Annotated in this window: 13 protein-coding genes; 5 read left to right on the plus strand and 8 right to left on the minus strand. The window is 63.3% G+C overall.

Annotation, left to right across the window (positions count from 1 at the left end):
* Positions 1 to 334: 334 nt before the first annotated feature.
* The gene (locus XB14_RS00005; RefSeq protein WP_077959596.1) at positions 335 to 1417 is read left to right on the plus strand and encodes a sensor histidine kinase; all 1083 of its coding nucleotides are present in this window, start codon (positions 335 to 337) and stop codon (positions 1415 to 1417) included.
* A 204-nt stretch (positions 1418 to 1621) separates the two neighbouring features.
* On the opposite strand, the gene XB14_RS00010 is transcribed toward XB14_RS00005, so the two are convergent.
* Both XB14_RS00010 and XB14_RS00015 read right to left on the minus strand, forming a co-directional pair.
* Entirely contained in the window at positions 1622 to 2662 is a 1041-nt protein-coding gene (locus tag XB14_RS00010) for a DUF2950 domain-containing protein (protein WP_234803920.1), read from the minus strand.
* Positions 2663 to 2683: 21 nt separating this feature from the next.
* Entirely contained in the window at positions 2684 to 4066 is a 1383-nt protein-coding gene (locus XB14_RS00015; RefSeq protein ID WP_077959597.1) for a DUF3300 domain-containing protein, read from the minus strand.
* Between the two features lie 314 nt (positions 4067 to 4380).
* Here XB14_RS00015 and XB14_RS00020 point away from each other — a divergent pair, with 314 nt between their 5' ends.
* Positions 4381 to 5532 carry an AI-2E family transporter gene (locus XB14_RS00020; RefSeq protein WP_077959598.1) on the plus strand — a complete coding sequence of 384 codons (1152 nt, stop codon included), beginning with the start codon at positions 4381 to 4383 and terminating at the stop codon, positions 5530 to 5532.
* On the opposite strand, the gene XB14_RS00025 is transcribed toward XB14_RS00020, so the two are convergent.
* Entirely contained in the window at positions 5533 to 7302 is a 1770-nt protein-coding gene (locus tag XB14_RS00025) for a hypothetical protein (RefSeq protein ID WP_077959599.1), read from the minus strand.
* Positions 7303 to 7601: 299 nt separating this feature from the next.
* Positions 7602 to 9602: a putative bifunctional diguanylate cyclase/phosphodiesterase gene (locus tag XB14_RS00030; RefSeq protein ID WP_077959600.1), complete on the minus strand. Its 2001-nt coding sequence runs from the start codon at positions 9600 to 9602 to the stop codon at positions 7602 to 7604.
* A 313-nt stretch (positions 9603 to 9915) separates the two neighbouring features.
* Here XB14_RS00030 and XB14_RS00035 point away from each other — a divergent pair, with 313 nt between their 5' ends.
* On the plus strand, positions 9916 to 10959 hold the full coding sequence (locus XB14_RS00035) for a class I SAM-dependent methyltransferase (RefSeq protein WP_077959601.1): 1044 nt from the start codon (positions 9916 to 9918) through the stop codon (positions 10957 to 10959).
* 103 nt (positions 10960 to 11062) lie between these two features.
* Here XB14_RS00035 and XB14_RS00040 read toward each other — a convergent pair whose 3' ends face one another.
* Positions 11063 to 11662, minus strand: a complete 600-nt coding sequence (locus XB14_RS00040) for a TetR/AcrR family transcriptional regulator (protein ID WP_077959602.1) — start codon at positions 11660 to 11662, stop codon at positions 11063 to 11065.
* A gap of 269 nt (positions 11663 to 11931) precedes the next feature.
* Between XB14_RS00040 and XB14_RS00045 the strand changes: the two genes are divergently transcribed.
* Together XB14_RS00045 and XB14_RS00050 are read left to right on the plus strand one after the other, a co-directional pair.
* Entirely contained in the window at positions 11932 to 13089 is a 1158-nt protein-coding gene (locus tag XB14_RS00045; protein ID WP_077959603.1) for an efflux RND transporter periplasmic adaptor subunit, read from the plus strand.
* Complete coding sequence (locus tag XB14_RS00050; RefSeq protein WP_077959604.1) at positions 13086 to 16184, plus strand: efflux RND transporter permease subunit; 3099 nt, start codon at positions 13086 to 13088, stop codon at positions 16182 to 16184. Before XB14_RS00045 ends, XB14_RS00050 begins: the two co-directional genes overlap by 4 nt.
* 128 nt (positions 16185 to 16312) lie before the next feature.
* Here XB14_RS00050 and XB14_RS00055 read toward each other — a convergent pair whose 3' ends face one another.
* From XB14_RS00055 to XB14_RS00065, 3 genes are read right to left on the minus strand one after another with little or no spacing between them, the layout of a single operon-like run.
* Positions 16313 to 17071: an ABC transporter ATP-binding protein gene (locus tag XB14_RS00055; RefSeq protein ID WP_077959605.1), complete on the minus strand. Its 759-nt coding sequence runs from the start codon at positions 17069 to 17071 to the stop codon at positions 16313 to 16315.
* Positions 17068 to 18036, minus strand: a complete 969-nt coding sequence (locus XB14_RS00060) for an iron chelate uptake ABC transporter family permease subunit (protein ID WP_077959606.1) — start codon at positions 18034 to 18036, stop codon at positions 17068 to 17070. The genes XB14_RS00055 and XB14_RS00060 overlap by 4 nt, the downstream gene beginning before the upstream one ends.
* Positions 18026 to 18970 carry an ABC transporter permease gene (locus XB14_RS00065; protein ID WP_077959607.1) on the minus strand — a complete coding sequence of 315 codons (945 nt, stop codon included), beginning with the start codon at positions 18968 to 18970 and terminating at the stop codon, positions 18026 to 18028. The genes XB14_RS00060 and XB14_RS00065 overlap by 11 nt, the downstream gene beginning before the upstream one ends.
* Positions 18971 to 19045 lie beyond the last annotated feature (75 nt).

Genomic DNA, 19045 nt, shown 5'->3' on the forward strand with positions numbered 1-19045 from the left:
TAACGCGGCGAGCGAACTTTCGCTGCCGATCGGGCCTTCACATATTCACCGGCTAAACCCGCAGCATGCCGATCTCGTTGACCGCAGCCGAGCTCCGTTTCGTATCCGAGTGCGCCCCTTGTATTTCGCCCTGCGCCTCGCGCCGTCGGAACCACATGGCCTTCCGCCGGATTGAACCATCTCCTCGGTTTCCGCTGCAATCTTCGCGCGGAAAGACGGGCCAGACAGATCCTTTTAGTTGCTAAATTTCTTTATTTGCTTTCTCAAATAGTCGTCTCTGCACCGGCGGCGGGGTGGCAGGACAACCGTCTGAATTCAACGCGACAGAAGTTTGATGAAGCACATCACCATTCCCACCGACAGCTTCCTGGATGGCAACCGCTTTCGCGCGGTCACCCTACGCCTGGCATTGATTTATGCGGCGGCCGAATTCCTGATCAGCAGTCCGATCTGGCTCACGATCGGGGACAATCCGCTGAAACCCTTTATCGGCAAGCTTGTGCTTGAGGCGATCTTCGTCCTCGTCGCCATTCTCTTTGCGCAACTGCTCAGCCGGATGCGGCGGCAGAGCTATGGCCGGCAAATCGCGGCGTGCCTGTTGCTGTCGCTGGTCAGCTCTCTCGGCATGTCGTTGCTCGACGCTTATCTCTACAGCCTGATCATGTTGCCCGTCGTCGTGCCGTTCAATATCATGGATTACGCCTATGCGGTCTGCTATCGCATGTCGATCTTCTTCGGCTGGTCGTTTCTCTTCGTGGCGCTGCTCAACCACATGGACGTGCGCGACCGCGACCTGAAACTGATCGCCTCGCGAGAGGAAGCGCTTGCGGCGCAAATGCGGGCGCTGCAATACCAGATCAATCCGCATTTCCTCTTCAACACGCTCAACTCCATCACCGGCCTGGTCGAAGAAGGAGCGTCCGAGCGGGCGGAACGGATGATCATGTCGCTCTCCGGTTTCCTGCGCTCGACGCTGCAGCTCGACCCGATGCGCGAGCTCAGGCTTGCTGACGAGATGGCGCTGCAGAAAGAATATCTCGATATCGAGAAGGAGCGGTTTTCGGACCGGATGCTCGTTCGGATAGACATTCCCGGCGAACTCGAGGATGCGAAGGTTCCAAGCCTGATCTTGCAGCCTTTGGTCGAAAACGCGATCAAACACGGCGTCGGGCGCTCCTCCGGCAATGTCGAAATCCTGATCCGCGCGGCAAGGATCGGGGATAGGCTCAGCCTGATCGTCGAAAACGATGTTGCCGCAGCCGGTGCTGCGGGGGCGGCGCCGGGGCTCGGCATCGGCCTTGCCAATGTCGCCCACCGTGTCAGGACCCATTTCCCGGAGGGAGCCTCGCTGACAGCGGGCCCGATCGAGCCGCGCAAATTCCGGGTCTCGCTCGATATGCCCTTGATACTTGCTTGAGGCAGGGGAAGCGGCTGACGGCCGGACGAGAGCATCCTGCCTTCACGTGGAATCACTTACGGGCGGAAAGATGCTCTCGAATCAAAGTGCTAGAGCGTCCTTTGTGCGTTCGGAAGAACCCACGGCGCTCCAGTCGGCGAGCCAATTGCTTGACGCCGCCCGATCGGGCGGCGCTGTCGTTCATGCCGGCCGTGGCAATCCTCGTCAATCGTCGACGACGGCCCATTTGTCGTCGGGATCGAAGCGGTCGATGAACGGCACGATCGCTTCGGTGCTCGGCCCGAGATCGCGCTCGTAGACGATGCCTTGCTGGTTGACGACGAAGGTCTTCACGCCCGTTTCCGCATAGGTGACCGGCCAGGCGATCAGGGCAAAGCCGCCGATCATGTTGTCGTTGATCACATAGTCGTAGCGGCCGCCGGCGATGTTGTCGCCCTGTGACGTCAGGATGCGGAAGCGGTAGCCGAAATAACCTTCGCCGGCCTTGGCCTTTTCCAGGGCCGCTTCGCTGATCGCGTCGCCGACCGGGCTTTCGCCGTCGCCCTGATCGGCCGGCCAGTAGAGGCCGTCGGTCTGGCCGGGCGTGCTGATCAGCTTCTGGGCATATTCGAGCACGCCGTCGGAGTCGCGATCCTCAGAGGCGTATTCCTTCTGGGCATCGACATAGGCTTCGACCGTGTCGATCGCCTGCAACTCGTTCTCACCGACGCGACGATTGACGATCTCCTCCAGCCCGACATAGGTATCGAAGGCCCATTTGCCGTCATCGCCTTTGGTGAGCGGGAAGGGCAAGGGCCAGAGCCGGTCGCCTATCTGCAGGATCTTGCGACCCTCCAGATCGCGAACGACGACATTGCGGGCTGCGCCTTCGCGGATAAGAGCGAACGTATCCTTCACCCCTTCGCTGTCTTTCAGCTTCTCGGCATTCAGCCCCAAAAGCTTGGCCAGGCCGTCGAAATCATCCGCGGCAAGCTTTGCCTTGAATTCATCGATGGCTTTCGCCGGATCGTCGAAAACCGGCGGATCCTCGGCAGCAGCATAGACATCGAGGCCACCCACCATCTGGTCCGCCGGTGGCTGATCTGCCGCCGGTTGATCTCCGGCAGGCTGATCTCCGGCCGGTTGATCGCCAGCAGGTTTATCTGCTGGCGGCTTGTCCTGGGAATAGGCGGAGCCGATCGGCGTCGCTACCAGAACCAGCGCCATCGCTGATCCCAGGAGAAGGGAATTGAAGAGCTTTGTCATGGTCGTTCTCCTGTGATCCGATCAACGTCTGCGGCCGCCACCGCCGCCGCGCCCGCCGCCGCCACGGTGCATCTGCGGCCGGCCGCCACCACGGCTCATCTGCGGGCGCCCGCCGCCACGATGGCCGCCGCCCAGGCTCTGGCCGCCACGACGCGACGAAGCGACCTCGCGCCGTCCGGAATTGACATTGCCAAGGCCCGATGGCTTCTTTGGCCGGTTCTGCGCCTTAGCCGCCATCTTCTTCTTGCCGCCGCTGCGGTTGACCTGGGAAGGCTTGTTGCCGCCGGCGCGATTGATGCTTGGCTTTCCATCACCGGCGCGCGCCTTGGCGATCGCCTGCCCGCCTCCACCGCCGCCGGGACGGGCGGCCGGTCTCTGCTGCGCCTTCAGCCCTTCGAGCGTGCTCTTGCGCACGTCCCTGATCTGGCCGGCGCCACCACCACCGGGCCGCGCGTTCGGTCGGTCGCGATTGATCTCGGCGGCGCGGTTGCGCAGGTTGTTGTTGCCGTTCGCCTTGATGTTGTTCTTGATGCTGTTACGGTCGAATTTCTGGAGTTGATCGCGGTCAAACTTGATCTTGCTGCGATCGACATTCTTCCAGTCGACGTCATTCCACTTGATCTTGCCGTTGATGTTGTTGAAGCAGTTGTCGCAGTCGATATCGATGTCGCCGCCGTTCCAGCCGCCTCCCCAGACACCCCAGTCATCCCAGTCGACGATCGCGGCAAAGGCGGCACCCGTGACAGCGCCGGCGAAGAAGGCGGCACCGGGATACCAGTAGGCCGGATAGGGCTCTTCATAGTAGCCGATCGGGGCCGGCGCATAGTTCGGCTCGTAGAGCATCTCGGGCGGATACTGCGGCACATAGATCGTTTCCGGGTTTGCCGCCTGGATGACGACATTGTCGCCCTCCTGGACCACCTTTACCTTGTCGTCGGTCTTGATGATGTTCTTGGCGACCGCCTCGTCGCGCAGTTGCTGGATGGCCATCAGCACGTCTTTCTGCTGATTGGCGATGGCGTCGCCGAAGGACTGGGTCCATTCCAGATCCTCGCTCATCATCTTGACGATCTGGGGATAGTTCAGCAGCGAAATGACGCTGCCGTCCCAGTCGTCTTTCGGTTTCATGTCGGGTTTCTTCTCGCGGGCCTCCAGGAACCGCTCCGCCTCGACGATCTGCAGAGGATAGAGCGCGGCGGCGGAAATGAGCGCCACCAACTCGTCCGGGTAAAGTGCGATGCGCGCCACCAGGACCTCGAGCTCGTCCTCGTCGAGCGGCTCGGGAGCCGCCTGTTCCTGAGCGGCCGGCGCCGTTGCGGTCTGCTGTGCAAAAACCGCCGTGACGGGTGTCGTTATCAAAACCGCGATTGCGCTGCCGAGCGCGATGATCGTTTTTTTGACCATCTATCCAGCCTCCCTCGTGTACTGCCTGGCGGTGGCGCGGGCGCTTGAATGCGCGCGGGACAGCCCCCTGTCGACGCTTCTTGATATTGCTATGGCAACCTGATCGCGCGGCAATCCCTTATCCCGCCGCCGTCAGTCATTGGAATCACTAGAGGAGGCCAGCGGATCGGGAAGCCCGGCTGGCGTATGCTACTGTATGTTACTGCCCCGCGGTTGCCGTCGGCGTGCCATCCACGTGACGGTAGAAATGCCTGCAAGGTGCCTGGCGCTCAGGGCTGCAGTTGTCGGCGGTTCGTGGAAGGGAAGGGGCTAAGATGTACGAGGATCCTTCCCGAACGAATGTGATCCGTGACGGGTCGACCGGATCGCCCTCCATCGAGGCGAAGATCACGGATATTGCCAGGATCGGCATCGTCGGACTTCTGGCCTATTGGTCGCTTACGCTGATCGCGCCTTTCGCGATCATTCTGATATGGGCGGCAATCCTTGCGGTGGCGCTCTTTCCGGCCTACGCCCGGCTTGGGCGCCTGCTCGGCTCGCGGCGCCTCGCCGCTTTCCTGATTACGCTGACGTGCCTTGCCGTCATCGTCGCCCCCTTGACCGCCCTCGCGATCAGTTTTGCCGAAGGGCTGCAGGCGTTGCTCGCAAGGCTTGCCGACGGTTCGCTGCGCGTACCGGCCCCGCCGGAATTCATCCGGGAGTTGCCGATCGTCGGCGAGCGCATCCATACGGCCTGGAGCATGGCGTCGGGCAACATCGAAGCTCTCCTGAGCAAACTCGAGCCCTCGCTCATGCAGGCAGGCAGCAAGGTGCTCGGCAAGGTCGCGAGCGTCGGCGCCGAGGTCTTAAGTTTCGTGGTCTCGGTGTTGATCGCAGGTTTTCTGTTTGGCTCCGCGGAACGGCTGGCGGAAATGGCGCAGCGTTTTGCCGGCAGGATCGGCGGCCAGCGTGGCATCGGTTTCCTCAAGCTCGCGACCGCGACGATCCGCAACGTGGCGCGCGGCGTCATCGGTGTGGCGCTCTTGCAGGCGTTTCTGTGCGGGTTGGTGCTCAGCCTGTTCGATGTTCCGGCTCCCGGTGCAATCGCCTTCGTCGTGCTCGTTCTCTGCATCATTCAGATCGGTCCCGCGCTGGTGTTGCTGCCCGTGATGATCTGGGCCTGGGCTACTATGGACTTCGGCTCGGCGCTGCTGCTCACGATTCTGTTGATCCCGCTTTTCGTCATCGACAATGTGATGAAGCCGATCCTGGTGGCGCGCGGGCTGTCGACGCCGACGCTGGTCATCCTGCTCGGCGTGCTTGGCGGCACGCTGTCCTATGGCCTGATCGGCCTCTTTCTCGGGCCGATCGTGCTGAGTGTCGTGCATGATCTGCTGATGGTCTGGGCGCGCTCGGATGCGGCGCCGGAAAAGGTCGCGCCCGATCCCTCGGACCGCGACCCCGAGCTTGAACCCGGCAATATCTGATCAGCGTATCGCGCTGCCGGCACCTGCCTGTTGATACTCCGCCTCGGGCACGGAAACGCCGGCGGCGCGCAGACCGTCGAGCAGACGGTGCTGATCTTCGGGACGGCGAAACTGAAAGGCAATCACCTGTCCGAGATCACCGAGGATGGCCGGGGCGTTGGCTTCCAACCACCTTCGCTCTTCTTGCGCCTGGTCTATCTTGCCGAGCTTGCCCAGAATCGCAAGCAGGAGGACCCGGTCGGCCGGGCCGGCGCCCGCATTGGCAAGGCGCACCCATCGCTCGGCGGCGACATAGTCGCCTCCGAAATAGGCGCAGGTTGCCAACGCCACCTCGAAAGCGCCGGTCTGGCCGAGGTTGTGCGCGGTGGCATCCGACAGGAGTTTGCAGCCCGTTTCCCATTGGCCCGAAAGCGCGAGCCGGAGACCGTATGCGGCGGCAAGCTCAGTGTCGTTGGGATTGAGGGCACGCGCGCGGGCGCCGACGGCCAAGGCCGCATCGACGTCACCGCGACCGAAGAACACCAGCATCTGCGCCTCGAGGGCGCGCACGTCGAGGGGGGCGAGTTCAACGGCGCGCGCCGCTGCTTCGCCTGCCTGCTCCAGCACGTCCGACGATGTCGAAGGGGCGAAGCGATTACGAAGCGCATCGACATAGCTCATCGACAGAAGCGCCCAGGCGGTCGCGTAAGTCGGGAATCGCCGAGTCGCGCGCTGCAGGCAGTCCTGGACGGCGCGACGCGACTGCGGATCGGCGTCGCCGCGGCGGTCGTAGTAGGTGAGCGTGCAGGCATAGGCCTGCCACTCCTCAGGGACGGAGCGCCTGAGCTCGGCTGAGCTTGCCTGGGAGACGGCGCCATAGGGCTCCGCCACTGCGCTCGATATCGCGGCCGCAGTCCTGGCCTGCAGATCGATGGTCTCTCCGGATTGCAGTCGTTCGTCGTAGGTGTTCGCCCAGACCACGGACCCGTCGGATCGCTGAACGAGCCTCACGACCAGCCGCAGCCGCTCGCCCTCAAACCTTACCCGACCCTCCAGCGCATAGGCGCGATCGCCGGGTTTCCGCAACGGATCGTCGCGGGTGACCGGGACGATCTCCTTGAACCTGGCAAGGTTGCCGACGACTTCGTCCGTCAGCCCCCGCGCCATCATCGCCGACTGCCGGGTTCCCGACAGGTCCTCGAAAGGCGTGACGATCAGCTTCGGGATGTTCGGCCCGTCGGAACCGCCCGTCGCTGCGTTGCTGCCCGGAAAAAGCAGAAAACCTGCCGACAGCCCGGCAAGGCCGCAGGCGAGTGCCGCGGCCCCGAGCATGATGGGGCGGCGATAACGCCGGTTGATCGGCAATGCCTGCGACGGTGTTGCGCTTGCCTTGTCGGTTGCGGGGTGCCTGTCGGCCCGCCTTTCGAAGGTTGGCACATAGGCGCCCTTCGGCATCCTGATCACGATCGGATCGTTGCGGCCGGCGACGAGGTAATAGCGTTCGAGCGCCCGTCGAATGCGGCCCGCCTCGATCCGAACGGCCGGATCCGTCTGCGGGTCGAAGGAGGAATCCCGACCGAAAACCTCGGTGGCGATGGAATAGGCCTTGATGCGTTCGCCGCGGCCGGCCAGCGTTTCCTCAACGACATAGGCGAGGAACTTGCGGTCGCGGTCCGGAGCGTCGAACTCGGCGCTCAGGCGAATGCGCTCGAGTTGTGCCAGAACGTCCGCGCTGCTGGGCGGAGATGTGGTCGGCTCGACGCCGACAGCCTGCTGTTCCCCGATGGTCATCAGGCGCCTCCAATGGGCACAATGTGAGATTGTATCCGGCGGCAGTGTAAACTCCTGTATCCTACGCACCTGTCCGCCCGGAGTGCAACATCTATTCGCGCGTCGCCTTTGACGCATTGCTTGGCGACGAAGGCGTGCGGGGGACTGCGTCGAAGGCTTTGAAAAAGCGGAGCTTGAGCGCGCTTTTCTTTCGCGGGCATCATCTATCGGCGCCGAGCAGGAGACCAGGGGGCGCACTCCAGTCGGTCGACGCCCCCTCCGTCGTCTGCCGCACGCAATTGCGGCAAGCGAAGCGGCCTCTAGGACCGGACGCTACTTCTGAGCGGGATGCATGGCTTGTCGGTTGGTGTGCTGCGGAACATGTCCGCAGGTGCCGGGCGTCCGATGTGGAAACCCTGCACGTGGTCGATGCGGAAGCGCCGCATCAAGGCCAGTTGCTCGTCGGTCTCCACGCCCTCGATCAGGATCTTGTGGCCGCGGTTGCGCACGAGCCCGATGATGTCCTGCAGCATCGCGCGGCCCTTCGGCGTCGCGCAATCGTGCAGGAACGACCGGTCGATCTTCACGGTGTCGAAATCGATCAGGCGCAGCCAGGAGAGCCCGGCGAAACCCGTGCCGAAATCGTCCAGCCAAATCCGGATGCCCAAGGTCTCCAGATCGCTGATGCAGCGCAGGATGCCCGAGTGCATCTCCATCTCGAGCCCTTCGGTGATCTCGAAGGCGAGCCGGCTGCCGGCAACCCCGGTCTCTCCGAGGATCGCGGCGACCGACGTCGCAAAGCCCGGTGTCTTCAACTGGATCGGCGAGACGTTGACGCTGACGAGAGGGATGTGGTTGTCGACCAAAAGTTCGCGGCAGACGGTCTTTATCGCCCAGCGGCCGAGATCGAGTATGGCGCCGGTCCGCTCGGCAACCGGGATGAAGAGGCTCGGCGGGACCGACGTGCCGTCGAGCATCGTCAGGCGCATGAGGGCCTCGACCGCGTCGACCTCGCCGGTCGTCACGTTGATGATCGGCTGGTAGACGAGGGACACGAGGTTCTGGTCGATGGCGATCTTCAGCAGTGCTGCGATGTTTTCGCTCTCGTCGCTGCTCTGCGGATCGTTCGGGTCGAACAGCTTCGAGCAGTTTCGTCCGCTCGCTTTCGCGGCGTAAAGCGCGCGGTCGGCCTCGTGGATGATCTTCTCGAGTTTGGCGCCGGTGTGGTTGCGGGTGAAGGCGGCGCCGACGCTGACGGTGACGATGGATACGCCGTCGCGCCGCTGCTCGTGGATCAGCCCCATGTTTTCAACCGTACGGCAGATGACTTCCGCAAGCTCTGCCGCCTGCTCCCGCGTATCCAGGCGGGCAAGGACGATGAACTCCTCGCCGCCGTAGCGGCCGAGCGAGCCGTTGTAGTCCCTGATCGCCTCGCCGAGCGCATTGGCCACGAGAATGAGGCAGCGATCGCCCTCCTGATGACCGTAGCAGTCGTTGTATTTCTTGAAGAAATCGACGTCGATCAGCATGGCGGTGAAGTTCTTGCCGAGCTTCTGCCAATCGTTCCAGTAGTCGCGCAGCTGCTGGTCGATGGCCCGGCGATTGTCGAGACCGGTGAGCGGATCGGTGTTGGACAGCCGCAGAAGCGCCATGCCCCGCTCAGAGGCTTCGTTCTGCTGGATCTTCGCCTCGAAAGCGTTGAGGAAAACCTTGTAGCGCTCGCGGTTGAGCTTCCAGTTCACATAGGAGGTGAAGACGAAGCAGGAGACGTAGAACGTCCCGAAGGCAATCAGGTAGGCGGGATCGTGCTCGGAAAAGAACGACAGCGCGATGAAAAACGTTACCAGCACGATGCTGGAGGCGACCACCGAGAGGCGAAACCGAAAGCTGAAGAAGAGATTGGCGCCCATCATGAAGATGGCGCCGAAGATCATGTAATAGGACATGCTGCTCGTATCGGCCGTCATCATGGCAGGTACGAGCCAGCCGATGTAGCCGAAGACAAGGGCTGCGGCGCAGGTGCCGTCGAGCCATTTGGTCTGGGCCTTCAGCCGAAACAGGATCTCGAAGGTCAGAAGCGAGCCGATGCCGACGAAGAGGCGCGCGACGATCGTGTAGAAGGCGACGTCGGGGATGAGCAGGATGTCCGGGATGATGAAGAGCAGGTAGACGGCAACGGCAACCCACAGCCCCTGCCGGGTCGAGGCGCGCCGACCGGCCTCGCCCTCCATGCGATAGAGGGTCTGAAGCTCAGCCAGGTGCGGCCTGTGCGGCTGCTTGTGTAGGTCGATGTCAACTACGTCGGCCAACGTGTGCTTCATGCACTGATCCATCGAGTTTCGTCACGTTCAACGGAAATCTGTCGTCGCTTTTCCATCAATGGACGTTGTTTCGGACACTCCCTGCGTGTTTGCCGCACCCCATGTGCAACAAGGGCGGGAAACGCTGCGAGGCATGATAGGAGGTGTCCATTAAGTTTTGTTAAATTAATGGGTCAGGGCATCTGCGAATCGGCATAACCCAAAGGGGTGAGCCTCCAGTATTTACCTTATTATATACAAAAACTTGCAATCCGAGCGGGAATGCGCGCATCTTCGCGACTATTGTTAACAAACCTTTAACGGATGGTCTCGCGTGCGCCAATTTCAGACTGTTTTCGACGGTCAGAGCCTCATTACTCCCAAGGCAATGGCTGATGAGTTCGTTTCGCCTCGGGGCGAACGGCATGACGAACAGCTCTCGACCGCCAAGGCCGAGCTCGCATTGATTCTCAGGGTCGCTCAGGAACAATTCATTCAAGGGACGGATGCGTCGAAAATTATCGACCGGCTCGCCGCCTCCCTCCATCAGACCCGTGCCAAATACCACCCGAGCGTGTGGCAGGAGCTAATCCCCCTTGCACAGGATCACCCGGTCTCGGAGTACTTCCTGCAGGATCCGTTCACGCGGTGGTCGTTCGACAAACCCAGGGGATATTCGGGTGACGCGCAGTTGCTCGACTTCATCTACGGTCATGCGAGCGTTGCCGACGAAATCGAAAGGGCGTCGCCGGTCGGACGCGCCCTTTATGACTACACGAAGGACGCCTCCTCCTCGGTGGCGGTGCGCGAGCGTCGCGATATCCTGACACGCCACGTCGATGAGATCGCGACGGGCCGCGGTGGCCAGGCGGAGATCCTGACGATCGCCGCCGGTCACCTTCGCGAAGCCAATCGCTCGGCGGCGCTTAAGGAAGGCCGGATCAAGCGTTGGGTGGCGCTCGATCAGGATCCTCTCAGTGTCGGCTCGATCAGCCGCGACTTCTCCGGTACCGCGATCGAGGCGGTCGACGGCTCCGTCCGCAGCCTGCTCGGCAGGGACCAGAAGCTCGGCAAGTTCGACTTCATCTATGCGGCCGGCCTCTACGACTATCTGGCCGACAAGGTGGCCATCAAGCTGACGCACCGCTGCCTGCAGATGCTGAAGCCGAACGGCGTCTTCCTTTTCGCCAACTTCGCCCAGGACATCGGTGTCGACGGTTACATGGAAACATTCATGAACTGGGCCTTGCTGCTGCGCTCGGAGGCGGACATGTGGAACATCATCCACAAGAGCGCCGGCAAGTCCGCCATCGATGCGCGCGTCTTCTTCGGTGCCAACCGGAACATCGTCTACGGCACCATCCAGAAGCATTCCTGAGATCGTCTCGGCGAGCCTGCCTCTGCGTCAAGCCGAGGCAGGCCGGAAAACCGGAGACCGCAATGTGCCGAAGGGCCGTTGCGGTCTCGCTTGTCACAAGTGCTCAGTCATCTGCGCGCAGAAAGCGGCTCAACAGGCGTCGCATCATCACGCCCTCTTCCTTCGGCTTGAAGCCGGGATCGACCGCGACCCTGCTGAAGATGCCGTCGATGATCGCGGCGATCCAGCGGGCAGCACCTTCCGCGTCAATCGCCCGGTCGATCTGGTTTCGGCTGGCCGCGTTGCGCAGCAGCGCCACGAGCGCCAACTGGAATTCCGCGTCATTCGTCGCGGCAAGCGTGCCGATGCGCTCGTCACGCACGGCTTCGGCGGCGATTTCGAGCGCGAGGCTCGCATAGGCAGGGTCGCCCGCCAGTTCGAGAACGCTATCCATGAAGCCCAGCAATGCGGCGAACAGATCTTCCTCTTCACCCAGCTTTCGGAAAATCTCCGCCGTTTCTTGACGCTCTTCTTCCACGATCGCCGCGATGATGGTGTGCTTGGTCGGAAAATAATGGAAAAGATTTCCCGGGCTCATGCCTGCCTCGGCGCAGATCTCGGCCGTGGACGTGCCGTGGAAGCCCTTGCGCGAAAAGCAGGCGATCGCCGCATCGAGAATCAGCCGACGTCTGGCCGCGTGTTTTTCGGGGTCGATCTTGCGCATCGCCGGTTCTCCTTGCAGGCCATTCAATTATTAGATCAGCCGCTCTAATTTCGTTAGGGGCCCGATCGGTGTCAAGGCCGACTGCTCGCACGATCTCCGCCATCTTCCCGCAATGCTCGTGTGTGATCTGCCTTACAATTGTCGCGTTTGATGGTCCAATTATTAGATTGAATGATCTAATAATCAACCGACGCCCTTTGCCCGACCCGGGAACCGGTATCGCAGGCGCATCATGCCGCAGCCGGTCCCGCCAATGGAAAGCCAATGAAATGAGACGTACAGTTGAGTTGAACGTCGCTCTCGCAGCCTTGCTCGTGTTCGCGGCGGCCACCGGGCAGGCGCACGCTTCGGGGGAGGCAGCAGCCTCCGTTCCCGTCCAGCCCGTGAGCCGCACGGTAACGACGCTGGTTACCGACAACCGACCCCAGCAATGGACCCGCTCCTTTGCCGGCATCTTCGTCGCCCGTGAAGAAGTTGCCGTCGGCACCGCCTTGACCGACCAGCGCATAGCCAGTGTCGAGGTCGAGATCGGCGATCGGGTTGCAGCGGGGCAGGTGCTTGCCCGTCTGGAGACCGACATGCTGGAGAACCTGCTGCGCGAGGCCAAGGGCCGCGTTGCGCGCGCCGGTGCGGCGATGGCGCGGGAAGAAGAGACGGTGAGGCAGGAACGGCGAAAACTCGCCCGCGCCCGCCAGTTGAGCCACCTTCAGGCCGCGACCATTCTCGAGGAACGCGTCTCGGCCCTCGCCCTTGCCGAGCAGGCGGTCGAGGTTGCGCGGGCCGACTACGAGCAGGCGGAAGCGCTCGAAGCGGAAGCACGGCGCAGGCTCGATCGCGCGGTGATCCTGGCGCCCGTCGCAGGGATCGTCTCGGAGCGGTTCGCGCGCGCCGGTGCGCTTGCCGGCTCGGACCCGCTGCTCAAGCTTATTCGCGGCGGCGAAATCGAGTTTGCGGCCGAGGTGCCGGAAACCGAGCTGCCGTTGCTGGCGGTCGGCCAGGTGGTGAAGGTCAAGCTTTCGGGCCGCAACGACTGGATCGAGGGACGCGTGCGGGTGATCAACCCGAAGATCGACCGCGAGACCCGCCTCGGAACCGTGCAAGTCACACTCTCGACCGCACGCCAGCCCTTCGCGGGCATGTTTGGCCGGGCGGAGATCGTCGTGGCAGAGCGCAAGGCGATCATGGTCGACGATTCCGCTCTGCTCTTCGGCGCGCCGGATGGCGTCGTCTCGGTCTTCGTCGTCGATGGCGGCCAGGTCGTGCGCAAGCCGGTCAAGGCGGGCATGCGCCAGGGCGGCAAGGTCGAGATCACCTCGGGGCTTTCGACGGGCGAGCGGGTCGTTCTCAAATCGGGGGCGTCGCTGCGCGAAGGCGAAGCGGTCGCAACCAAAGACGTCCAGCCGACGCAGACGGGCGTTAAGCAATGACGAGCAACATTTCCGCCTGGGCCATCCGACAGCCCGTTCCGACGATCGTTCTCTTCGTCGTGCTCACGCTGATGGGTATCGCCTCGTTTTTGAGGCTGCCGGTCAACGCCAATCCGAGCGTATCCTTCCCGGTCGTGACGGTGACGATCACGCAGCCGAGCGCGCAGCCGGCCGAAATGGAAACGCAGGTGACGCGCCGCGTCGAAGGGGTCGCCTCCGGCCTGGTCGGGGTCAGCCATATCCGCTCGACCATTACCAACGGCGTCTCCACGACCACGGTCGAATTCAAGATCGGCACGGATCCGGACCGGGCGGCAAACGACGTGCGCGAGGCCGTGGCGCAGATCCGCGCCGACCTGCCGCAGTCCATCCAGGAGCCGATCGTCTCGCGCGTCGACGTCGACGGCAGCGCCATCGTCTACTACGCGGTGCGCGCACCCCACATGTCGGAAGTGGAGCTGTCCTGGTTCGTCGACGATACGATCACCAGTGAGCTGCTGACGCTGCCCGGCGTGCAGAAGGTGCAGCGCCTCGGCGGCGTCAGCCGCGAAGTGCGGGTTTCGCTCAAGCCCGAACGGCTGCTGGCGCTTGGCGTGACGGCGGACCAGGTGAACACCGCGCTCAGGGAAATCAACACCAACATCCCGAGCGGCCGTGGAGAAATCGGCGGGCGTGAGCAGTCGATCCGCACCGTCGGCAGCGCCGGCTCGGTGGATGAGCTCCGGCAGCTTTCGATCCCGCTCGCCGGCGGCCGCTGGCTGCAGCTCTCCGACATCGCGACGATCGAGGACACGTCCTCCGAGCCGCGCAGCTTTGCCCATTTCGATGGCGAGCCCATCGTGAGCTTCTCGGTTTCGCGCAGCAAGGGAGCGAGCGACACGGTCGTCGCCGAGGCCGTCATCGAGCGGCTGAAGGAGATCCAGGCGCGCATGCCCGGCGTCGAGATGACCGAGCTGATCTCTCTCGTCGAGTATACGCAGGAGAGCTACGATGCGGCTGTCACGGCCCTGATCGAAGGCGCGCTGCTGACCGTCGTCGTCGTCTTCGCCTTCCTGCGCAACTGGCGGGCGACGCTGATCTCGGCGCTCGCCATGCCGCTTTCCATCCTGCCGACCTTCGCGGTCATGGACCTGCTCGGCTTCACGCTCAACGGCATCAGCCTTCTGGCGCTGACGCTGGTGATCGGCATTCTCGTCGACGACGCGATCGTCGAGATCGAGAACATCGAGCGCCATGTCGACATGGGCAAGCGCCCGTTCCTTGCAGCGATCGACGCGGCCGATGCGATCGGCCTTGCGATCGTCGCAACGACGCTGACGATCGTCGCCGTGTTTGCGCCGGTCAGCTTCATCGGCGGCGCGGTCGGACAGTATTTCAAGCAGTTCGGCCTGACCGTCGCCATTGCCGTGCTGTTCTCGCTGCTGGTTGCACGCCTTTTGACGCCCTTGATGGCGGCCTATCTGCTGCGGCCGAAACCCGGCCATGGCCATGCTGCCAAGCCGTCGCGCATCGCCGACACCTATCGCGGCGTGCTCGGCTGGACCCTCGACCATCGCAAGACTGCGCTTTCGATCGTCGCGCTCATTTTCATAGGCTCGATCGCGCTTCTGAGCATGCTGCCGACGGGGTTCATTCCGACGAACGACAGCAATGTCTCGCAGCTCAAGATCACCCTGCCACCCGGAACGAGGCTCGAGGAGACAGCGCGCATTTCCGATGATCTGGTGGCCAAGCTCAAGGCGCGAAGGGAAGTCGAGAGCGTCCTGGCGACGGCGGACAATCTCAACGAGGTGTCGTTTCGCATCAAGCTGAAGCCGCGCAAGGAGCGAGAACTCGACCGCAAGTCCTTCGAATTGTCGCTGCAGGACCTGCTGGCGAATACGCCCGATATCCAGGCGACGTTTGCGTCGTCCGAGGGAATGAAGGATCTTTCGATCTATCTGACGGGGGACGATCCGGAGGTGTTGATGGACGCGGTGCGGCGCCTGGAAAAAGAGATGCGCGCGCTTCCGGGCCTGGTCAACGTCCGCTCGACCGAGCCGCTTCTTTCGCCGGAACTCCTGGTCAAGCCGCGCTTCGACGAGGCGGCAAGGCTCGGCGTGTCGGTGACCTCGATCGGCACCGTTGCGCGCATCGCGACGATGGGCGACAGCGAGAGCAACTCGGCGCGGTTCAATCTCGGCAACCGCCAGGTGCCGATCCGGGTGATGCTCGACCAGTCGGCGCGCGGCGACTTCGATACGCTGCGCGACCTCAGGGTGGGCACCAACACCGGCGCCCTCGTGCCGTTGACCTCCGTCGCCGACGTATCCTTCGGGGCTGAGGAAAGCAGCGTCGAACGGCTCAACCGCAAGCGGCTGATCGCCGTCGAGGCCAACCTCAACGGCATGACGCTCGGCACCGCCTTCCAGGCGATCTCGGCCTTGCCGGCCATGACCGAGCTGCCCAAGGGCGTGTCGCAGGCCAACTACGGCGAGGCCGAATACATGTCGGAGATGTTCCGCAACTTCGCCCTGGCGTTGCTTGCCGGCATTCTCATGATGGCCGCGGTTCTGGTGCTGCTGTTCAAGGACTTCCTGCAGCCGCTGACCATCCTGGTGGCCCTGCCGCTGTCGATCGGCGGCGCGGCACTGGCTCTCATCCTGTTCGGTGCGGCACTCGACCTCTCGTCGATGATCGGCATCCTGATGCTGATGGGGATTGTCTGCAAGAACTCGATCCTGCTCGTCGACTATGCGATCGAGTGCCGCAACGGGGGCGCCGACCGGCGCACGGCGCTGCTGACGGCCGGCGTCACCCGCGCACGGCCGATCATCATGACGACGATCGCCATGGTGGCTGGCATGGTCCCGGCGGTCATCGGTGTCGGTGCTGGTGCCGCCTTCCGCGCGCCGATGGCGATCGCGGTCATCGGCGGCCTGATCACCTCGACGATGCTGAGCCTGATCTTCGTGCCGGTGATGTTCACGGTGATGGACGACCTCAACACGAAACTGGGTCGCTGGCTGAAGCGTTTCTCCTCGGTCACCGACGAGGATCACGCAGAGGATGCGGCCCGGATCGGCAAGGAGGCCGCCCGCGGCGCCGCCGGTTAGAGCATCGGCCTTTATCTGGAATGATCATTATCGAAGCGCGCTGCATGGATTCCGTTCAGCGCGCTTCGCGCATCCGGGCCAAGGCGCTCGCCGCGTTCACACGAACGCACACTTGAAGGCGGGATGCTCTAATCGAAGTAGTTGACGAGGCGCGTGTCGCCGACGGCGTGAACGCGGCAGTCGACGTCGAAGATCGCCTGCAGCCGCGATGGCACGATCATGTCCTGCGGCGGTCCTTCGAAGGCGAGGCGGCCGCCCTGCATCGCAACGATGCGGTCGGAATAGGCGGAGGCGAAGTTGATGTCGTGCAGCACGACGACGACCGTCTTGGCAAAGTCGTCGGCGAGGCGGCGCAGCAGCTTCATCGTCTCGACCGCATGTTTGATGTCGAGATTGTTGAGCGGCTCGTCGAACAGCATGTAGTCGGTGTCCTGGCACAGCACCATGGCGATGAAGGCGCGCTGGCGCTGGCCGCCGGAGAGTTCGTCGAGAAAGCGGTTCTGGTAGGGTTCGAGCCCGAGATAGGCGATCGAGCGGTCGATGTGTTCGGCATCGGCCGCCGTCAGCCGTCCCTTCGAATAGGGATAGCGGCCGAAGGCGACGAGGTCGCGCACGCTGAGGCGCGCGGTGATGTGGTTGTCCTGGCGCATGATCGAAAGCCGCCGGGCAAGCACGTCACCGGCGGCGCGGCTGACGTCGAGGCCATCGACCAGCACCTTGCCCGTGTCCATCGGCATCAGCCGGCTGACGATCGACAAAAGCGTCGACTTGCCGGCGCCGTTCGGGCCGATGATCGAGGTCAGGCCACCGGAAGGCAGGGTCAGCGACACCCGGTCGACGACCGCGGTGCCGCCATAGGACTTCGTTACCTCTTGGATCTCGATCATCGCGCGGAGCCTCGGATAAGCAGGAAGATGAACACCAGGCCACCGAAGAACTCGATGACGATGCTGAGCGCCGTGTTGAAGGAAAACAGCCGCTCGAGCATGACCTGGCCGCCGACAAGCGTCGCGATGGCGATGCAGACGGCGACCGGCAGCACGAAGCGGTGGCTGGCGGTGGGTGTCAGCTGCCAGGCGAGACTGGCGACGAGCAGGCCGAAGAACGTGACGGGGCCAACCAGCGCGGTGGAGACCGAGACCAGCACCGCGATCAGCGCCAGAAGAAGCGTCACGACACGTTGATGGTCGACACCGAGCCCGATCGCCGCCTCGCGCCCGAGCGAGAGCACGTCGAAGGTGGGGGAAAGCCGCCACAGGACGAAGGTCACGGCGAGGGTGGCTGTGGCGGCAATGCCGAGCAGATTGGCATCGATGCTGTTGAAGCTTGCAAACAGCCGGTCCTGCAGGACGATGAAATCGTTGGGGTCGAGCACGCGCTGCAGGAAGGAAGAGAGCGAGCGGAACAGGCCGCCGAGGATGACGCCGACCAGCATCAGGAGATGCAGGCTGCGGCTGCCGCCGGAAAAGAGGGCGCGGAAGAGGAGAAGCGAGAGGCCGACCATCACGGCGGTTTCAAGCACGAACTGCAGCTGCGGGTTGACGCTTGCCGCGCCCGCTGCGCCGAGGAAAAACACCATGACCGTCTGCAGCAGCGTATACATGGCGTCGAAGCCGATGATCGACGGCGTCAGGACCCGGTTGCCGGAAATCGTCTGGAACAGCACCGTCGAGACGGCGATCGCATAGGCGACCAGCACCATGCCGATCAGCTTCGTGCCGCGGAAGGAGAGGATGAAGCTCCAGCTTCCCTTGGCGCCGATGGTCATGAAGGCGATCATCGACAAGAGCGCCAGCGCTGCGGACGCAAAGAGGACGGTCGACGGAGAGATCCGCTTGGCATCAGCCTGCATGGGACCGCCTCGAAAGCAGGAGATGAAGGAAGACGAGGCTGCCGATCACGCCCATGACCGTGCCGACGGGAACCTCGTAGGGCGCAATCACGATCCGCCCTATGATATCGCAGGCGAGCACCAGCCCGGCACCGGAGATGGCAATCACCGGCAAGGTGCGCCGGAGATTGTCGCCCAGGATCAGGCTGACGATGTTGGGAACGACGAGGCCGAGGAACGGGATCATGCCGACGGTGGCGACCACCGTCGCCGTGACCATGGAGACGATGGCGAGCCCGAGGGTTACCACCTTGTCGTAGTCGAGCCCGACATTGCGGGCGATCGCCTCGCCCATGCCGATGACGGTGAAGCGCGCGGCGGTCGCGTAGGCGACGAGCGTCAGCGCGAAACCGATCCACAGCAGTTCGTAGCGCCCGCGCAGGACGACCGAGAAGTCGCCCGACATCCAGGCGCCCATCGACTGCATCAGGTCGTAGCGATAGGCGATGAAAGTGGTGACGGCGTTGACGACACCACCGAGCATGAGACCAATCAGCGGCACCATCAGCGCCGAGCGCAGCGGGACGCGGCGCAGGATCTGCAGGAACAGGGCGGTTCCGGCAAGGGCGGTCAGGGCGGCGAAAGCCATCTTGCCTGCGACCGGCAGGTTCGGTGCGATCAGCATGGCCAAGAGCATTCCGAGGGCGGCGGACTCGGCGGTGCCGGCGGTCGACGGCTCGACGAAGCGGTTGCGCGCCAGCATCTGCATGATCGTGCCGGAGACCGCGAGGCCTGCGCCCGCAAGCATCAGCGCAAGCGTACGCGGCAGGCGGCTTTCGACGACCAGAAGCCAGCCGCGGCCGTCGTCGCTGGACGCAAGACTGCCGACACCGGTGAAGACGCTGACGGCGGCAAGCAACAGGACGACCGGGATGGCAAACAGGACCGGCCTCATCGTTCCGTCATTCTCCAGCTGCGTTTCGGTTCGACCACTGCACTCATATCCCGTGGCTGTATTTCCCGTCGCCGT

Source organism: Ensifer adhaerens, from assembly GCF_002007205.1.
In the GTDB taxonomy this organism is placed as follows: domain Bacteria; phylum Pseudomonadota; class Alphaproteobacteria; order Rhizobiales; family Rhizobiaceae; genus Ensifer; species Ensifer adhaerens_D.